A 13,026-nucleotide genomic window follows, 5' to 3' on the forward strand; every position below is an offset into this window, starting at 1 on the left:
GAAGAAGGATTGGGTTGCCAGTGCTCCTCAAAACCTTTGGTTGGTCGTTCGCCGTCACGGCGGGCGGTCTGGCCTTGGCCGGCGTCCTCTGGGGGTGGAAGGGGCTCGCGATTGTCGGGATCCTCTCGATCCTGGAGATCTCGCTCTCATTCGACAACGCGGTCATCAACGCGGGCATCCTGCGGAAGATGAATGCCTTCTGGCAGAAGATCTTCCTGACCGTCGGCATTCTCATCGCCGTCTTCGGCATGCGTCTGGTCTTCCCGGTGGTCATCGTCGCGATCACGGCGAAGCTGGGCCCGATCGAGGCCGTGAACCTTGCGATCAACGACAAGGAAAAGTACGAACACCTGGTGACGGGCGCCCATCCGGCGATCGCCGCCTTCGGCGGGATGTTCCTGCTGATGATCTTCCTCGACTTCATCTTCGAGGAGCGCGACATCCGCTGGCTGGGCTGGCTGGAGAAGCCGCTGTCCAAGCTCGGCAAGCTGGACACCTTCTCGGCCGTCATCGCCCTGGCCGTGCTGCTGGTCACCGCCACCACCGTCGCCACCGACGTGGCGCACGGCGGCGGCGACAAGAGCGCGACCGTGCTGCTGTCCGGGGTCGCCGGTCTCATGACCTACCTGATCGTCAACGGGATCTCCGGCTTCTTCGAGGACAAGCTCGAAGAGGACGAGGACGAGGAAGACGGCGCAGACGGCGAGGACGAGGCCGACGAGAGGAAGCCCGCCGAGAGCGGCGGTGGACGCGGCAGCAGCGGCGCCACGGTGGTCGGGCTGGCCGGCAAGGCCGCGTTCTTCATGTTCCTCTACCTCGAGGTCATCGACGCCTCGTTCTCCTTCGACGGCGTGATCGGCGCCTTCGCGATCACCAACGACATCTTCGAGATGGCGCTGGGTCTGGGCATCGGCGCGATGTACATCCGGTCGCTGACCGTCTACCTGGTCCGCCAGGGCACCCTGGACGACTACGTCTACCTGGAGCACGGCGCGCACTACGCCATCGGTGCGCTGGCCGTGATCCTGCTCGCCACCATCAAGTACGAGATCAACGAGGTCATCACCGGCGTGATCGGTGTCGCCCTCATCGGCGCCTCGTACTGGTCCTCGGTGATCCGCAACCGCCGGGAGGGACACGGCGGCGGAGCCGGATCGGAGGAGAAAACGGAAGTGACGTCCGGAGTCTGAGCAGTCCGACCGCCGGGGTGTGACGCACCGGCGTTTGAGGAACGCTCTCAGCGGGGCGGCCGAGGTCTTCCGACCTCCCGGCCGCCCCGCTGCGGTTGAGCAGCTTTGAGGCAGTGGGAGCCACGAAGGGTGGGGGTGCGCACGATGGCGTTCTGGAGCAACTGGGGGCGGTCCGCGTGGCGCGAGTTCGACAGCGGCGACGCGACCGGCGCGGTCGAGCTGACCAAGCGGAACTCGACCATCTCGCTGACCAAACAGGGTGCCGCCAGCGGCAACCTGCGGATCAACCTGTCCTGGCAGATGCGCACCTCGGACTTCAACAGCAAGGGGCCCAGCCTGCTGCGGCACCCGCTCCAGATGTTCAAGCCGCAGGTGGTGCAGGCCCAGGGGCCCGCCATGGTCAACGTCGACCTGGACCTGGCCGTCATGTACGAGCTGAAGAGCGGCGCCAAGGGCGTGGTCCAGCCACTCGGCGACTTCTTCGGCAACCTCAACGAGGCGCCGTACGTCAAGCTCAGCGGGGATGACCGGTTCGGCTCCGGCATGGGCGAGACGATCTACATCAACCTGGACCACAAGGACGACATCAAGCGTCTGCTCGTCTTCGTCTACATCTACGACGGCACCCCCGCCTTCGACCGTACGCACGGCATGGTCACGCTGTTCCCCAGCAACGGTCCGCGGGTGGAGATCGCGCTCGACGAGCGGGCCCCGCAGGCCCGCTCCTGCGCCGTGGTCATGCTGGAGAACGTCAAGGGCGAGATCATCGTCCGCCGCGAGGTGAAGTACGTGTACGGCTTCCAGGCCGAGCTGGACCGGCTCTACGGGTGGGGCCTCCAGTGGGGCCGCGGCTACAAGTCGAAGGTGTAGCCGGAGCCCCCCGGCTGTCGCGCTAGGGGGTGTCTTGTCGATCAGGCCGGATCAGCGAGCGGTGTTGGGGGCACCTCCCAGCGGTAGCTGGGGGCGCAGGGGGCACCTCCCAGCGGTAGCTGGGGGAGGCGCTGCGCGCGACGAGCGCGGGGCCGCGAGGTGCCGTGCCAGGCGTCGGGAGCCCGGCATGATCGGCAAGACACTCCCTAGCGCTTCTGGAACTGCGGGCCCTGCGGCGGCAGGGTGAAGTTCGGGTCAGGGAACGGCATCGGCAGCGGCGGCGGGGGCGGCGGATCGGTGCGCTGCACCTGCTGCGGATAGCCGTACGCGGGCGGCTGCGGGTAGCCGTAGCTCGGCTGCTGCGGGTAGCCGTAGCCGGGCCCCTGCGCCGGGGGCTGGGCGGGCGGCTGCGGATAGGCCGGTGCCGGGGCGTGGGTGGCGTGCGGCGGCGCCTGCGGCGGTACGGGGGGCTGCGGCGGCAGGTAGTAGTCGCCGTCGCCCGGGGCGCCGGTCGGGGTGGCGCCCTGCCCGGCGGCGAGCGGCTGGGTCGCCTGCGGGTCCCAGGGGTCGGGCTGCGGCAGGGGCTGTGGCTGCGGCAGAGCGGCAGTCTCGGCCTGGCTGGGGGTCGGCGGGGCGGGCGGGGACGCAGGCGCGGCAGACGACGCGGAGAGCGGCTCGGGGGCGGCCTCGGGCTCCTCGGCGCCCTGTCCGGCGCCCCGGTCCCGGACCGCGTCCGCGCCCTCGCCGTCGTCCACCGAGATGCCGTACTCCGTGGCGAGCCCGACCAGCCCGGTCTCATAGCCCTGCCCCAGCGCGCGGAACTTCCAGCTGTCCCCTCGCCGGTACAGCTCGCCGCAGATCAGGGCGGCCTCCTTGCCGGTCTCCGGCAGCACCGCGAAGATCGCCAGCGGCTCCTCGGAGGCCGACGGCGACGCGTCGTACAGCAGCAGGCTCAGATCCCGGACCTGCCCGAAGGTGCCACCGTCCGCCGAGGCCGCCAGCACCACCCGGTGCACCTCCGACTCCAGCCCGGTCAGATCGGCCTCGATGGTGTCCGTCAGCCCCTCGGGCGCCCGCTTCTTGGGCAGGTGCCGGACCAGGCCCGAGGGGTGCCGTGGCTGGTTGTAGAAGACGAAGTCCTCGTCCGAGCGCACGCGGTCGTCCCCGCCCAGCAGCAGCGCCGAGGCGTCGACGTCCGGCACGTCCGTGCCGGGGGTCCAGCGCAGCACCGCGCGTATGGCCGTGGCGTCCAGCGGGATGTTCGATCCCTTCAGCATCGCGTGCGTCATGGCCGTAATCCTGCCCTCCCGCCCGGTGCCGGGACAACGCAGGGGGGCGGGGCAGTGCTGGTGGGATGTGGCGGGACGGGCATGCCGGATACCGGAGTGACGCACAGGAGTTACGTGATTTTCACGCCCTTGGGGAACTTTTGACCCGGGCTCGGACGTACGATAATCGGCCACTCGAAGGTCGTGTGGCCCGGGTGGGGATACCGGCAGTGCGGGGAGCAATATGCGGCATTTTGGACATCTGCCGGACGAGGTACGGACGCGCCTCTTCCACCAGCAGCCCGTTGAATTCTCGGTCGACACACCGGCCCGGACCCTCGCCGTCGCACTCGGCGCCACCCTCTACAGTCCCGCCACCCGGCCCGCCCTGGCCGAGGACATCGTCAAACAGGCAGGTCGGGGCGTTGTCTCCATGGTGCTGTGCCTGGAGGACTCGATCCACGACGCCGAGGTGCCGGGCGCCGAGGAGAACCTCGTGCGGCAGTTCGCCACCCTCGCGCGGCGCGTCGTGGACACCGATCTGCCGCTGCTCTTCATCCGGGTCCGCACCCCCGAACAGATCGTCGACCTCGTCCGGCGGCTCGGGCCGGCCGTTCGGCTGCTGTCCGGATTCGTACTGCCCAAGTTCACCGAGGAGCGCGGCGTTCCGTTCCTCGAGGCGTTGATATCGGCCGAAAACCGCGAGGTGGCCGAGGTGTTGGGCGGCCGGCGGCTGTACGCGATGCCGGTCCTGGAGTCGCCGGAGCTGATGCATCGTGAAACTCGCACCGACACCCTCGCCGGGATCGGCAGGATCGTCGACAAATACCGGGAGCGGGTGCTGGCACTGCGGCTCGGGGTCACCGACCTGTGCTCCGCGTACGGGCTGCGCCGGGCGCCCGACATGACCGCGTACGACGTCCAGCTCGTCGCCTCCGTCATCGGCGACGTGGTGAACATGCTGGGCCGGGCGGACGGCACCGGATTCACCGTCACCGGACCGGTGTGGGAGTACTTCAAGCAGCACGAGCGCATGTTCAAGCCTCAGTTGCGGCTCAGCCCCTTCTCCGGGCGGGCCGAATCGCTGCGTGCCGCGCTCATCGAGCACGACATGGACGGGCTGCTGCGCGAGATCGAACTGGACCGGGCCAACGGACTCCAGGGCAAGACCTGCATCCACCCCACCCACGTCGCCCCGGTGCACGCCCTGTCCGTCGTCAGCCACGAGGAGTTCAGCGACGCGGTGGACATCCTCGAACCCGAGCGCGGCGGGGGCGGTGTGCTGCGCTCCGCGTACACCAACAAAATGAACGAGGTGAAACCGCACCGGGCCTGGGCCGAGCGGACCTTGCAGCGCGCCGAGGTCTTCGGCGTCGCCCGGGAGGACGTGAGCTTCGTGGAACTGCTGGCCGCCGGCCTGCGGACCGCGTGACGTGAGACGAAACGAGGCAGGCAGCGTGGTGTGGTCGGGACAGTGGGTCGCGGACCGGCTCGGCGTACGGCTCGACGGCGACGGGCAGTTGCCCGGGCTGCTCGGGCTCGCGCTGCGGCGCAACCCCAAGCGGGCGCATCTGCTCGTGTCGAACGTGCTGGGCAAACACGTCCCCCAGCGCCCCGCCGCCGTCCACGGCGCGGGCGTGGCACTCGGGCAGGAGGTGCGCGCCCTGCTGGGCGAGGAGGCGGCGGCCCGCGCCGTCGTCCTCGGCTACGCCGAGACGGCCACCGGCCTCGGCCACAGCGTCGCGGACGGCCTGGCCCTCGCCCCGTACCTGCACTCGACCCGCCGCCCGGTCGCGGGCGTGCCCACGGTGGGCGGCTTCGAGGAGGAGCACAGCCACGCCACATCCCATCTGCTGCTCCCGGAAGACCCCCGGCTGCTGGCCACGGACGGCCCGCTGGTCCTGGTGGACGACGAGTTCTCGACCGGCCGCACCGTCCTCAACACCATCGCCGCCCTCCACCGCCGCTTCCCCCGCGACCACTACGTGGTGGTCGCCCTGGTCGACATGCGCTCCCCCGAGGACCGCGCCCGCCTGGACGCCTTCGCGTCCGACCTGGGCGCCCGCGTGGACCTCGTCTCCGCCGCGACCGGCACGGTCCACCTCCCGGACGACGTCCTGGAGCGCGGCCGCGCCCTGGTGGCGGCCCACGAGCCGAGCGCGCCGGGAGAGGGGGCTTCCGCTTCGGGCCTCGCGGCGCCCGCGGCGGATGCCGGGACGGCCTCGCCGGGCTCTGCGGTGCCCGTGGCGCCCTCCGCGTCACCGACCATCCCGCCCACCCCGGCGGCGGCCGGGGGCGCGGGCTCGGGCCTTGTGGCTGTCGCGCCGGGCTCGGGCTCCGGACCGGCTGCCCGGAACGCCGGGCCGGCCGAGGCCGTACGCCCTTCGACCACACCCGCCGACGTGACCGACGAGCCCCCCGGCACCGCTCCCGTGGGCGCCCCGGAGGCCGTCCGGGTCGAGCTGGGCTGGCCCGAGGGGCTGCCGGACGGCGGCCGCCACGGCTTCACTCCCGCCCACCGCGCCCGCTTGGAGGCCGCGCTCCCGGCCATGGCGGCGCGCCTGGCGCAGGCGCTGACCGCCGACCCCGGCTCCGGGCCGGAACCCGCACCGGCCGAGGCACGGCCGGGCTCGCCTGCCCCCGCCGTGCCGCCTGCCGACGGGCTGGCGCCCACCGGGCCGGCGCCCGAACCGGACGGGGCGGTGGGTGCCGCCGATGCCTCCGGGCTGCCGGACCGAACACCCCCCGCCGCCGAGCCGCGCAGCGTCCTGGTGCTCGGCTTCGAGGAGCTGATGTACGCCCCGCTGCGGCTCGCCGGGGCACTGGACGACGTACTCGACGGGGCCGAGGTGCGGTACTCGACCACCACGCGGTCGCCCGTGCTCGCCGTGGACGACCCCGGGTACGCGATCCGTACCGCGCTCACCTTCCCCGCCCATGACGCCCCCGCCGACGGGCCCGGCCCGCGCCACGCCTACAACGTGGCGCCCGGCGCCGACCCCGCGCGCCGCTTCGACGCGGTCGTCGCCGTCGTGGACTCGGCCGCCGACACCCCCGCGCTGCACGCCCCCGACGGGCTGCTCGCGCGGCTGGCCCCGCACACCGACCGGCTGCTGCTGGCCGTCGTCCCCTCCCACGTACCGCCACCCCCCACAGCCACCGCTCCCGTCCCCGAACGACAGGCCCCCTCCATGCACCAACCGCCGCCCGAGCCGCTGCGCGGTCCCGCATTCTCGTCCTACGCCCCCGACGACGTCGGCTGGCTGCTCCAGGACTTCTCCCACGTCACCCTCGAAGCCCCCACCGAGGAGCGCGAGGAGGCGATCCAGAGCGGCGGGGCGCACTACGCCGAGTCGCTGCCCGTCGAGTACCAGCCCAGCGAGGAGTACCAGGAGCTGTTCCGGGCCGCGCTCGACACCTCCGCCGCCCGCATCGCCCGCGCGGTCGGCACCGTCACCGAGACGGTCCTCGCCGAGCGCTCCCCGCGCCCCGTCCTGGTCTCGCTCGCCCGCGCCGGTACCCCCGTCGGCGTGCTGATGCGCCGCTGGGCGCGTCACGCCCACGGGCTCGACCTGCCGCACTACGCGGTCTCCATCGTGCGCGGCCGCGGCATCGACACCGCCGCGCTGCGCTGGCTGGCCGACCACCACGACCCGGCCGATGTCGTCTTCGTCGACGGCTGGACGGGCAAGGGCGCGATCACCCGCGAGCTGTCGGACGCCCTCGCCCCGTACCCGGGCTTCGACCCGCGGATCGCCGTCCTCGCCGACCCGGGCCGCTGCGTGGACACCTACGGCACCCGCGACGACTTCCTCGTCCCCTCCGCGTGCCTCAACTCGACCGTCTCCGGGCTGATATCGCGCACCGTGCTCCGCTCCGACCTCGTCGGACCGGACGACTTCCACGGCGCGAAGTTCTACCGCGAGCTGGCCGGTGCCGACCTCTCCGGTGACTTCCTCGACGCCATCACGGCCCGCTTCGAGGAGGTCGCCGACGACGTGGCGGCCGACGTGAAGGAGCTGGCCGCCGCCGACCGCACCCCGAGCTGGGAGGGGTGGCGGGCCGTCGAGCGGATCAGCGAGGAGTACGGCATCCACGACGTCAACCTCGTCAAGCCGGGCGTCGGCGAGACGACGCGCGTACTGCTGCGCCGCGTCCCCTGGAAGATCCTCGCCAAGCGGGGCGCGGGCGCGGACCTGGACCACGTACGGCTGCTCGCCGAGCAGCGCGGGGTGCCGGTCGAGGAGACGGACGGCCTGCCGTACACCTGCGTGGGGCTGATCCACCCGCGCTACACCCGCGGCGCCACGGGCGCGGACGGCAAGGCGGTGGCGGCGAGATGAACGCAATGACGACCTACCCGGCGGAGGCGGCCCGATGACCGTTCTGGTGGCAAGCGATCTCGACCGCACGCTGATCTACTCGGCGGCGGCGCTCGGCCTCGACATGCCCGACGCCGAGGCGCCCCGGCTGCTGTGCGTCGAGGTGTACCAGGGCAAGCCCCTGTCGTATCTGACGGAGGCCGCGGCCGGGCTGGTCGCGGAGCTGGGCCGTACCGCCGTCTTCGTACCGACGACCACCCGCACCCCCGAGCAGTACCGGCGGGTCCATCTCCCCGGCCCGCCCCCGCGCTTCGCGATCTGCGCGAACGGCGGCCATCTGCTGGTCGACGGCGAGTCCGACCCCGAGTGGCACGCGGGCGTGCGCGACGCCCTGGCCGACGCCTGCGCCCCGCTGGAGGAGGTCCGCGCCCACCTCACCGCCACCGCCGACCCGGCCTGGCTGCTCAAGGAGCGGGTCGCGGAGGACCTGTTCGCGTACCTCGTGGTGGAGCGGAAGCTGCTGCCCCGGAGTTACGTCAAGGAGCTGGCGGTGTGGGCGGAGCCGCGCGGCTGGACCGTCTCGCTCCAGGGCCGCAAGATCTACGCCGTTCCGAAGCCGCTCACCAAGAGCGCGGCCCTCGCCGAGGTCAAGCGCCGCACCGGCGCGGACGAGGTGCTCACCGCGGGCGACTCCTTCCTCGACGCCGACCTGCTGGAGGCCGCCGACCACGCCTGGCGCCCAGGACACGGCGAACTGGCCACCGCGGGCTGGACGGCCCCGCAGGTCACGGCGGTCGAGGAGCAGGGCGTCGCGGCGGGCGAGGCGATTGCCCGCGCCCTGTCCGAACACGCCTCCCTGCACTGGGCGAAGGCCCGCCGCGAGGTCATCCGCGCCGTTTCCCGCGGCCGGGACTGAGCAGCGCCGCGAGCCGGGTGACGGCGAAGCCGAGTGCCGCGAGTGCGGCGGCGCCCAGCACGGCCTTGGAGTACGCCGAGACGTAGTCCGTCACCCGGTGCCAGTGGTCGCCGAGCGCGTAACCGGCCAGCACGAACGCCGCGTTCCAGATCAGACTGCCGAGGGTGGTGAGGGCGAGGAAGACCGGGACCGGCATCCGCTCGACGCCGGCCGGTACCGAGATCATGCTGCGGAAGATCGGGATCATGCGGCCGAAGAAGACCGCCTTGGTGCCGTGCCGCAGGAACCACCGCTCGGTCCGGTCGATGTCGGCGGCCTTGACCAGCGGCAGCCGCGCGGCGATCGCGCGGGTCCGGTCCCGGCCGAGCAGCGCGCCCACCCCGTACAGGGCGAGCGCGCCGACGACCGAACCGGCCGTGGTCCACAGCAGCGCGGCGTACAGGTTCATCCGCCCCTGACCCGCCGCGAACCCGGCGAGCGGCAGGATCACCTCGCTGGGCAGCGGCGGGAACAGGTTCTCCAGTGCGATGGCGGCGCCCGCGCCCGGCGCCCCGAGGGCGTCCATGAGGCCGGTGGCCCAGTCGGTGATGCGATCGGTCATGGCACGGAACGGTAGGAATCGGCCCACCCGCCGGACCATGAGGCCGACCGCCCGGTCGTACGGGCCCGCACCGCAGCCACACCCTGCGGAAATCCTCAGTGTGCGGGTGGGTGGCGGCGGCTAGCGTTGCGGTCCATGGGGACATCGGCGGGGAAGTGGTTACGGCACGGGCTGCGGCTGGTGGCCGGGCTGCTGATCGGCGCGGGCACCGCCGTCGCCGAGCTGCTGTACACCGTGGCCGCCGGGCTGACCCTGCTGTGCGTCACCACCCGGCCGACCACCCGGGCGACCACCCGGCCGCGCGCCCGGCCGCGCGCCCGCGTTCTGCGCCCGCTGACGGCAGGCGCCCGATGGCTCACCGAGGCGGAACGCCGCAGGCTGGCCCGGTTCCTCGACGCCCGGATCACCCCCGAGTACGGCGGCGAGCAGGCCCTGCGCTACGTCGCCACGCGCTGGGCGCTGGGCCTCCTCGGCGGCGTGGTGCCGGTGCTGGCCGCGATCGGCGCCGGATTCGGCTCGCTGCTGCTGTGGGGCGTGCCCGTGCTCGGCAGCTCGGGATACTCTCGCCGCGTTCTGGCGGTACTGCGCTACCTGGGAAGCTAGACGCCCCCGGACAGAAGTCCGGCAAGAGAGGGAGACCCACCTCGTGGCCGAGAGCAAGAGCACTCCGATCACCAGCGAGTTGTACGGCTACATGCTGGCCCACAACCCGCCGCTCGACCCCGTACAGCGCAAGCTGGTCGAGGTGACGCACGCCCAGCTGCCGCAGTACGCCGGGATGCAGTCCGCCGAGGAACAGGGCCCGCTGCTGGCGTTCCTGGTCCGGCTGACCGGCGCCCGCCACATCGTGGAGGTCGGCACCTTCACCGGCTTCTCCGCGCTGTCCATGGCACAGGCCCTGCCCGCCGACGGCACCCTGGTCGCCCTCGACGTATCGGACGAGTGGACCGCGTACGGGCGGGCGGCGTGGGCCGAGGCGGGCGTCGCCGACCGTATCGACCTGCGGATCGCGCCCGCCCTGGACTCCCTGCGCGCGATGCCCGCCGAGCCGCACATCGACCTGGCCTACCTCGACGCGGACAAGGGCAACTACATCCCCTACTGGGAGGAGCTGGTGCCGCGGCTGAACCCGGGCGGGCTGATCGTCGCGGACAACGTCTTCTACCACGGTGACGTCGTCGACCCGGCGGCCACCGGGGGTGGCGCCGCGATCAAGGAGTTCAACGACCACGTGGCGGCCGACGACCGCATGGAGGCCGTCATGCTCACGATCGCCGACGGCCTGACCCTGGCTCGCCGCCGCTGACCTGCCGCGCGCCCGCGCCGCGGTGGCGGCGGGGGAGGTGGGGCCAGCGGTGCCGGTGGGCCCGGCCGGGCGGGGGCGGGGCGGCCGCCTCGGGCGGGGCCGTGGCCTCGTCCGGCGCCCGGTCCAGCTTCCCCCACTTCCCTGGCGGCGGCTGTCCTTGGTCGGCTGCCCGGTCGACGGCCTCCTCGCCCCCCGCCCGGTCCACCGCGCTCCGCTGCTCCGGCTGCTCCGGCCGCCCCGGCTGCTCCGGCCGCCCCGGCTGCTCCGCGCCGCCCTCCGCAGCCCGCCGCCGGGCGGCCAGGATCTCGCGGGCCCGGGCCTCGCGCCGGGCCTGCTCGGGGTGGCGGGAGATCCAGTACGGGTTGTCGTGCGGCAGCTTGCTGCTGACCCGCCCGTACATCCCGAACCACATCAGCATCAGGCCCACCACAAAGCTGAACAGCACGTTCTGGAGCCGGAAGGCCAGGAAGTTGAAGCTGGTCTCCAGCAGCGCGAGATTGACGAACCCGCTCAGCAGGAACAGCAGCCCGAGCACCATGTTGAGCGTCGAGGCGAAGTTGCCGCCCATGACCATGCCGACGAACAGCAGCCCCCCGATGGCGATGGACAGCACGCTCAGCGCACCGTTGGTGTTCAGCTCGGCGACGGTCGCGCCACCGGTGTCGAAGAACCCGATGTTGTCGGTCAGCCCGAGGATCCCGAAGGCGAGCAGGACCAGGCCCATCAGCCCCGCACCGAGGCGATAGACCCGGCTCAGCCGGTGGTCCACCGGCAGATGCTCATCCAGCTTGGTGTGCCCGCCGATCCGCTCCGGAAAGTGCCGGGCGGTGCCGGCGGGGTGCGGACCGATGGGGGAGGGGCGGCCAGTAGCCATGTCGGCCTCCTAACCGGCGAGGCCGTACCCGCGGTGGGTACGCGGGGGTACGTGCCGTATACGCACCCCCGATGACGTACCTCCCAGGATCAGCCGCAGCACCCGCCCCCGCAACATCCGCCCCCGCCACCGGCGGGCGGCGCGGGCGCCGAGGAGGCGGCGGAGCCGCCGGTGACGGCGACGGTCGACAGCAGCTTCACCGTGTCGTCATGCCCGTCCGGGCACGAGGCGGGCGCCGAGGACTCGGCCATGGGCCGGTTCAGCTCGAAGGTGGTCCCGCAGGCGCGGCAGCGGTATTCGTAGCGAGGCATGTCAGGAGCATAACCAGCCCGAACGCCCCCAGAACCCCATTTCTCAGTGCCCGGTCCCGCCCCGGCTCAGTGCCCGGCCGCCCCGGCTCAGTGCCCGGCCCCGCCCCCGAGCTCATCCCGGATCTCCTGCACCACCCGGGCGGCCGTCTGCCGGACCGCTTCCGTCTCGGTGAGGAAGTGCCACCAGTCCGGGTGCCGCCCCTCCAGCCCCGCGATCGCCCGCTCCAGCCGCGCCACCGCGTCGTCCAGCGGGCGGGCGTGGCGCGGGTCGGGGGTGCTGCGCCCGGCCATCGCCAGCCGCTGCGCGTCGCGGATCGCGAAACGGGTGCGCTCGATCTCCTTGTCCTGGTTGAACGACACCTCGTCCAGCCGCCGCAACCGGTCCCCGGCCGCCGACACCGCCTCGTCCGTGGTGTTCAGCAGCGCCCGTACCGTACCGAGCAGGGCCGTGGCGTCCGGCCAGCGCTGCTCCTCGCGCGCCGTCCGCGCCTCGCCGAGCTTCGCCTCCGCCTGCGCCACGTCCCGCGCCGCCTGCCCGGGCACCGACTGGAGGTCCTGCCAGCAGGCCGCGCTGTAACGGCGGCGCAGCTCACTGAGCACCGGCTCCACCTGGGCGGCCCGGGTGGTGATCGCCTGGGCGCGGGTACGCAGCGACACCAGCCGCCGGTCTATCTCGGCCGCCCGCTCCGGCAGCCGCTCCGCCTCCCCGCGGACGGCCTCCGCCCGCCGCAGCACATCGTCCGCGCGCCGGATGGTCTCCTGCACACCGTGCTGCCCGGCGCCCTGGTTCAGCTTGGTCAGCTCGGGCGACAGCGCCGCCAGCCGCGCGGCGAGATCGTCCGCCCGCAGCCCGGAGCCGCGCACCTCGTCCAGCGCGTTCGTGGCTGCCAGCAGCGCCTGCCGCGCCCGCTCCACCGCCGGCGCGAGCCGCGCGAGCTGCGTCTCGGCCTGCTGGAGCAGCGACCCCAGCCCCTGCCCGAACCGGTCCAGGTCCGCCTTGGTCCGCCGCAGCTCGTCCCGCGCCCGGGTCAGCTCCGCCCGCGCCCGCCCGGCCGCCGCCGCGTCCAGCCCGTCACGGTCCAGGTCATGCGCGTCCACCGCGGTGATGTAGCCGTGGCTGACCTGGTCGATCCGCTGCCCGAGCGCCGCGAAGTCGGCGGCGGCCCGGCGGGCGGCGGGGGAGTCGTCCACCGCCGTGATCGTCTCGATCGAGATCCGCAGATCCCGCTGCGCGGTGTCCAGCTCGTAGAACGCGTCCGCCGCGGCATCCTTCGCCGCCTGCGCCTCCGCCCGCTGGCTCTCCCCGCGTCCCCCGAACCACCGCCGCGCAGGTGTCGCCGCCACTTACCTCTCCCATTGGATCGCCCG

11 protein-coding genes and 1 pseudogene are annotated in these 13,026 nt (G+C 72.9%); 7 read left to right on the plus strand and 5 right to left on the minus strand.

The genetic code is table 11. The annotated features are described in order from the left end of the window. Positions 1-20: 20 nt before the first annotated feature. Both LCH29_RS35585 and LCH29_RS35590 read left to right on the plus strand, forming a co-directional pair. Positions 21-1,190: a DUF475 domain-containing protein gene (locus LCH29_RS35585; protein ID WP_446465804.1), complete on the plus strand. Its 1,170-nt coding sequence runs from the start codon at positions 21-23 to the stop codon at positions 1,188-1,190. Positions 1,191-1,334: 144 nt separating this feature from the next. Continuing rightward, a complete protein-coding gene (locus tag LCH29_RS35590; RefSeq protein ID WP_446465805.1) occupies positions 1,335-2,060 on the plus strand; it encodes a TerD family protein in 726 nt (241 codons plus the stop codon). A 206-nt stretch (positions 2,061-2,266) separates the two neighbouring features. Here LCH29_RS35590 and LCH29_RS35595 read toward each other — a convergent pair whose 3' ends face one another. Then, a complete protein-coding gene (locus LCH29_RS35595) occupies positions 2,267-3,349 on the minus strand; it encodes a TerD family protein (RefSeq protein WP_446465806.1) in 1,083 nt (360 codons plus the stop codon). Positions 3,350-3,572: 223 nt separating this feature from the next. Between LCH29_RS35595 and LCH29_RS35600 the strand changes: the two genes are divergently transcribed. The 3 genes from LCH29_RS35600 to LCH29_RS35610 are packed head-to-tail and all read left to right on the plus strand — an operon-like array spanning position 3,573 to position 8,566. Beyond that, positions 3,573-4,760: an HpcH/HpaI aldolase/citrate lyase family protein gene (locus LCH29_RS35600; protein ID WP_446465807.1), complete on the plus strand. Its 1,188-nt coding sequence runs from the start codon at positions 3,573-3,575 to the stop codon at positions 4,758-4,760. Between the two features lies 1 nt (position 4,761). Beyond that, the gene (locus tag LCH29_RS35605; protein ID WP_446465808.1) at positions 4,762-7,671 is read left to right on the plus strand and encodes a phosphoribosyltransferase domain-containing protein; all 2,910 of its coding nucleotides are present in this window, start codon (positions 4,762-4,764) and stop codon (positions 7,669-7,671) included. 34 nt (positions 7,672-7,705) lie between these two features. Further along, positions 7,706-8,566: an HAD family hydrolase gene (locus LCH29_RS35610; RefSeq protein WP_446465809.1), complete on the plus strand. Its 861-nt coding sequence runs from the start codon at positions 7,706-7,708 to the stop codon at positions 8,564-8,566. Here LCH29_RS35610 and LCH29_RS35615 read toward each other — a convergent pair. Further along, positions 8,535-9,206: a DedA family protein gene (locus tag LCH29_RS35615; RefSeq protein WP_446465810.1), complete on the minus strand. Its 672-nt coding sequence runs from the start codon at positions 9,204-9,206 to the stop codon at positions 8,535-8,537. The genes LCH29_RS35610 and LCH29_RS35615 overlap by 32 nt on opposite strands. A 96-nt stretch (positions 9,207-9,302) precedes the next feature. On the opposite strand from LCH29_RS35615, the gene LCH29_RS35620 reads away from it, so the two are divergent. Then, positions 9,303-9,770 carry a hypothetical protein gene (locus tag LCH29_RS35620; protein ID WP_446465811.1) on the plus strand — a complete coding sequence of 156 codons (468 nt, stop codon included), beginning with the start codon at positions 9,303-9,305 and terminating at the stop codon, positions 9,768-9,770. A gap of 91 nt (positions 9,771-9,861) precedes the next feature. Then, positions 9,862-10,473, plus strand: coding sequence for an O-methyltransferase (locus LCH29_RS35625; protein ID WP_446465878.1), 612 nt, complete (start codon positions 9,862-9,864; stop codon positions 10,471-10,473). Positions 10,474-10,780: 307 nt separating this feature from the next. Here the strand turns inward: LCH29_RS35625 and LCH29_RS35630 are convergent. From LCH29_RS35630 to LCH29_RS35640, 3 genes and pseudogenes are all read right to left on the minus strand, one after another. Further along, positions 10,781-11,347 (minus strand): annotated as a pseudogene (locus tag LCH29_RS35630) (DUF4383 domain-containing protein); the annotation flags it as partial. Between the two features lie 89 nt (positions 11,348-11,436). Next, the gene (locus LCH29_RS35635) at positions 11,437-11,658 is read right to left on the minus strand and encodes an FmdB family zinc ribbon protein (RefSeq protein WP_446465812.1); all 222 of its coding nucleotides are present in this window, start codon (positions 11,656-11,658) and stop codon (positions 11,437-11,439) included. An 87-nt stretch (positions 11,659-11,745) separates the two neighbouring features. Continuing rightward, positions 11,746-13,002 carry a hypothetical protein gene (locus tag LCH29_RS35640; RefSeq protein WP_446465813.1) on the minus strand — a complete coding sequence of 419 codons (1,257 nt, stop codon included), beginning with the start codon at positions 13,000-13,002 and terminating at the stop codon, positions 11,746-11,748. Between the last annotated feature and the right edge of the window lie 24 nt (positions 13,003-13,026).

The organism is Streptomyces sp. BRA346, assembly GCF_052851135.1.

What these genes read in the sequence shown, in the direction of transcription:
- LCH29_RS35590 (WP_446465805.1), top strand. Translation starts at nt 1,335, where the DNA reads ATGGCGTTCTGGAGCAACTGGGGGCGGTCCGCGTGGCGCGAGTTCGAC.
- LCH29_RS35595 (WP_446465806.1), bottom strand. Translation starts at nt 3,349, where the DNA reads ATGACGCACGCGATGCTGAAGGGATCGAACATCCCGCTGGACGCCACG.
- LCH29_RS35600 (WP_446465807.1), top strand. Translation starts at nt 3,573, where the DNA reads ATGCGGCATTTTGGACATCTGCCGGACGAGGTACGGACGCGCCTCTTC.
- LCH29_RS35610 (WP_446465809.1), top strand. Translation starts at nt 7,706, where the DNA reads ATGACCGTTCTGGTGGCAAGCGATCTCGACCGCACGCTGATCTACTCG.
- LCH29_RS35615 (WP_446465810.1), bottom strand. Translation starts at nt 9,206, where the DNA reads ATGGTCCGGCGGGTGGGCCGATTCCTACCGTTCCGTGCCATGACCGAT.
- LCH29_RS35620 (WP_446465811.1), top strand. Translation starts at nt 9,303, where the DNA reads ATGGGGACATCGGCGGGGAAGTGGTTACGGCACGGGCTGCGGCTGGTG.
- LCH29_RS35625 (WP_446465878.1), top strand. Translation starts at nt 9,862, where the DNA reads ATGCTGGCCCACAACCCGCCGCTCGACCCCGTACAGCGCAAGCTGGTC.
- LCH29_RS35635 (WP_446465812.1), bottom strand. Translation starts at nt 11,658, where the DNA reads ATGCCTCGCTACGAATACCGCTGCCGCGCCTGCGGGACCACCTTCGAG.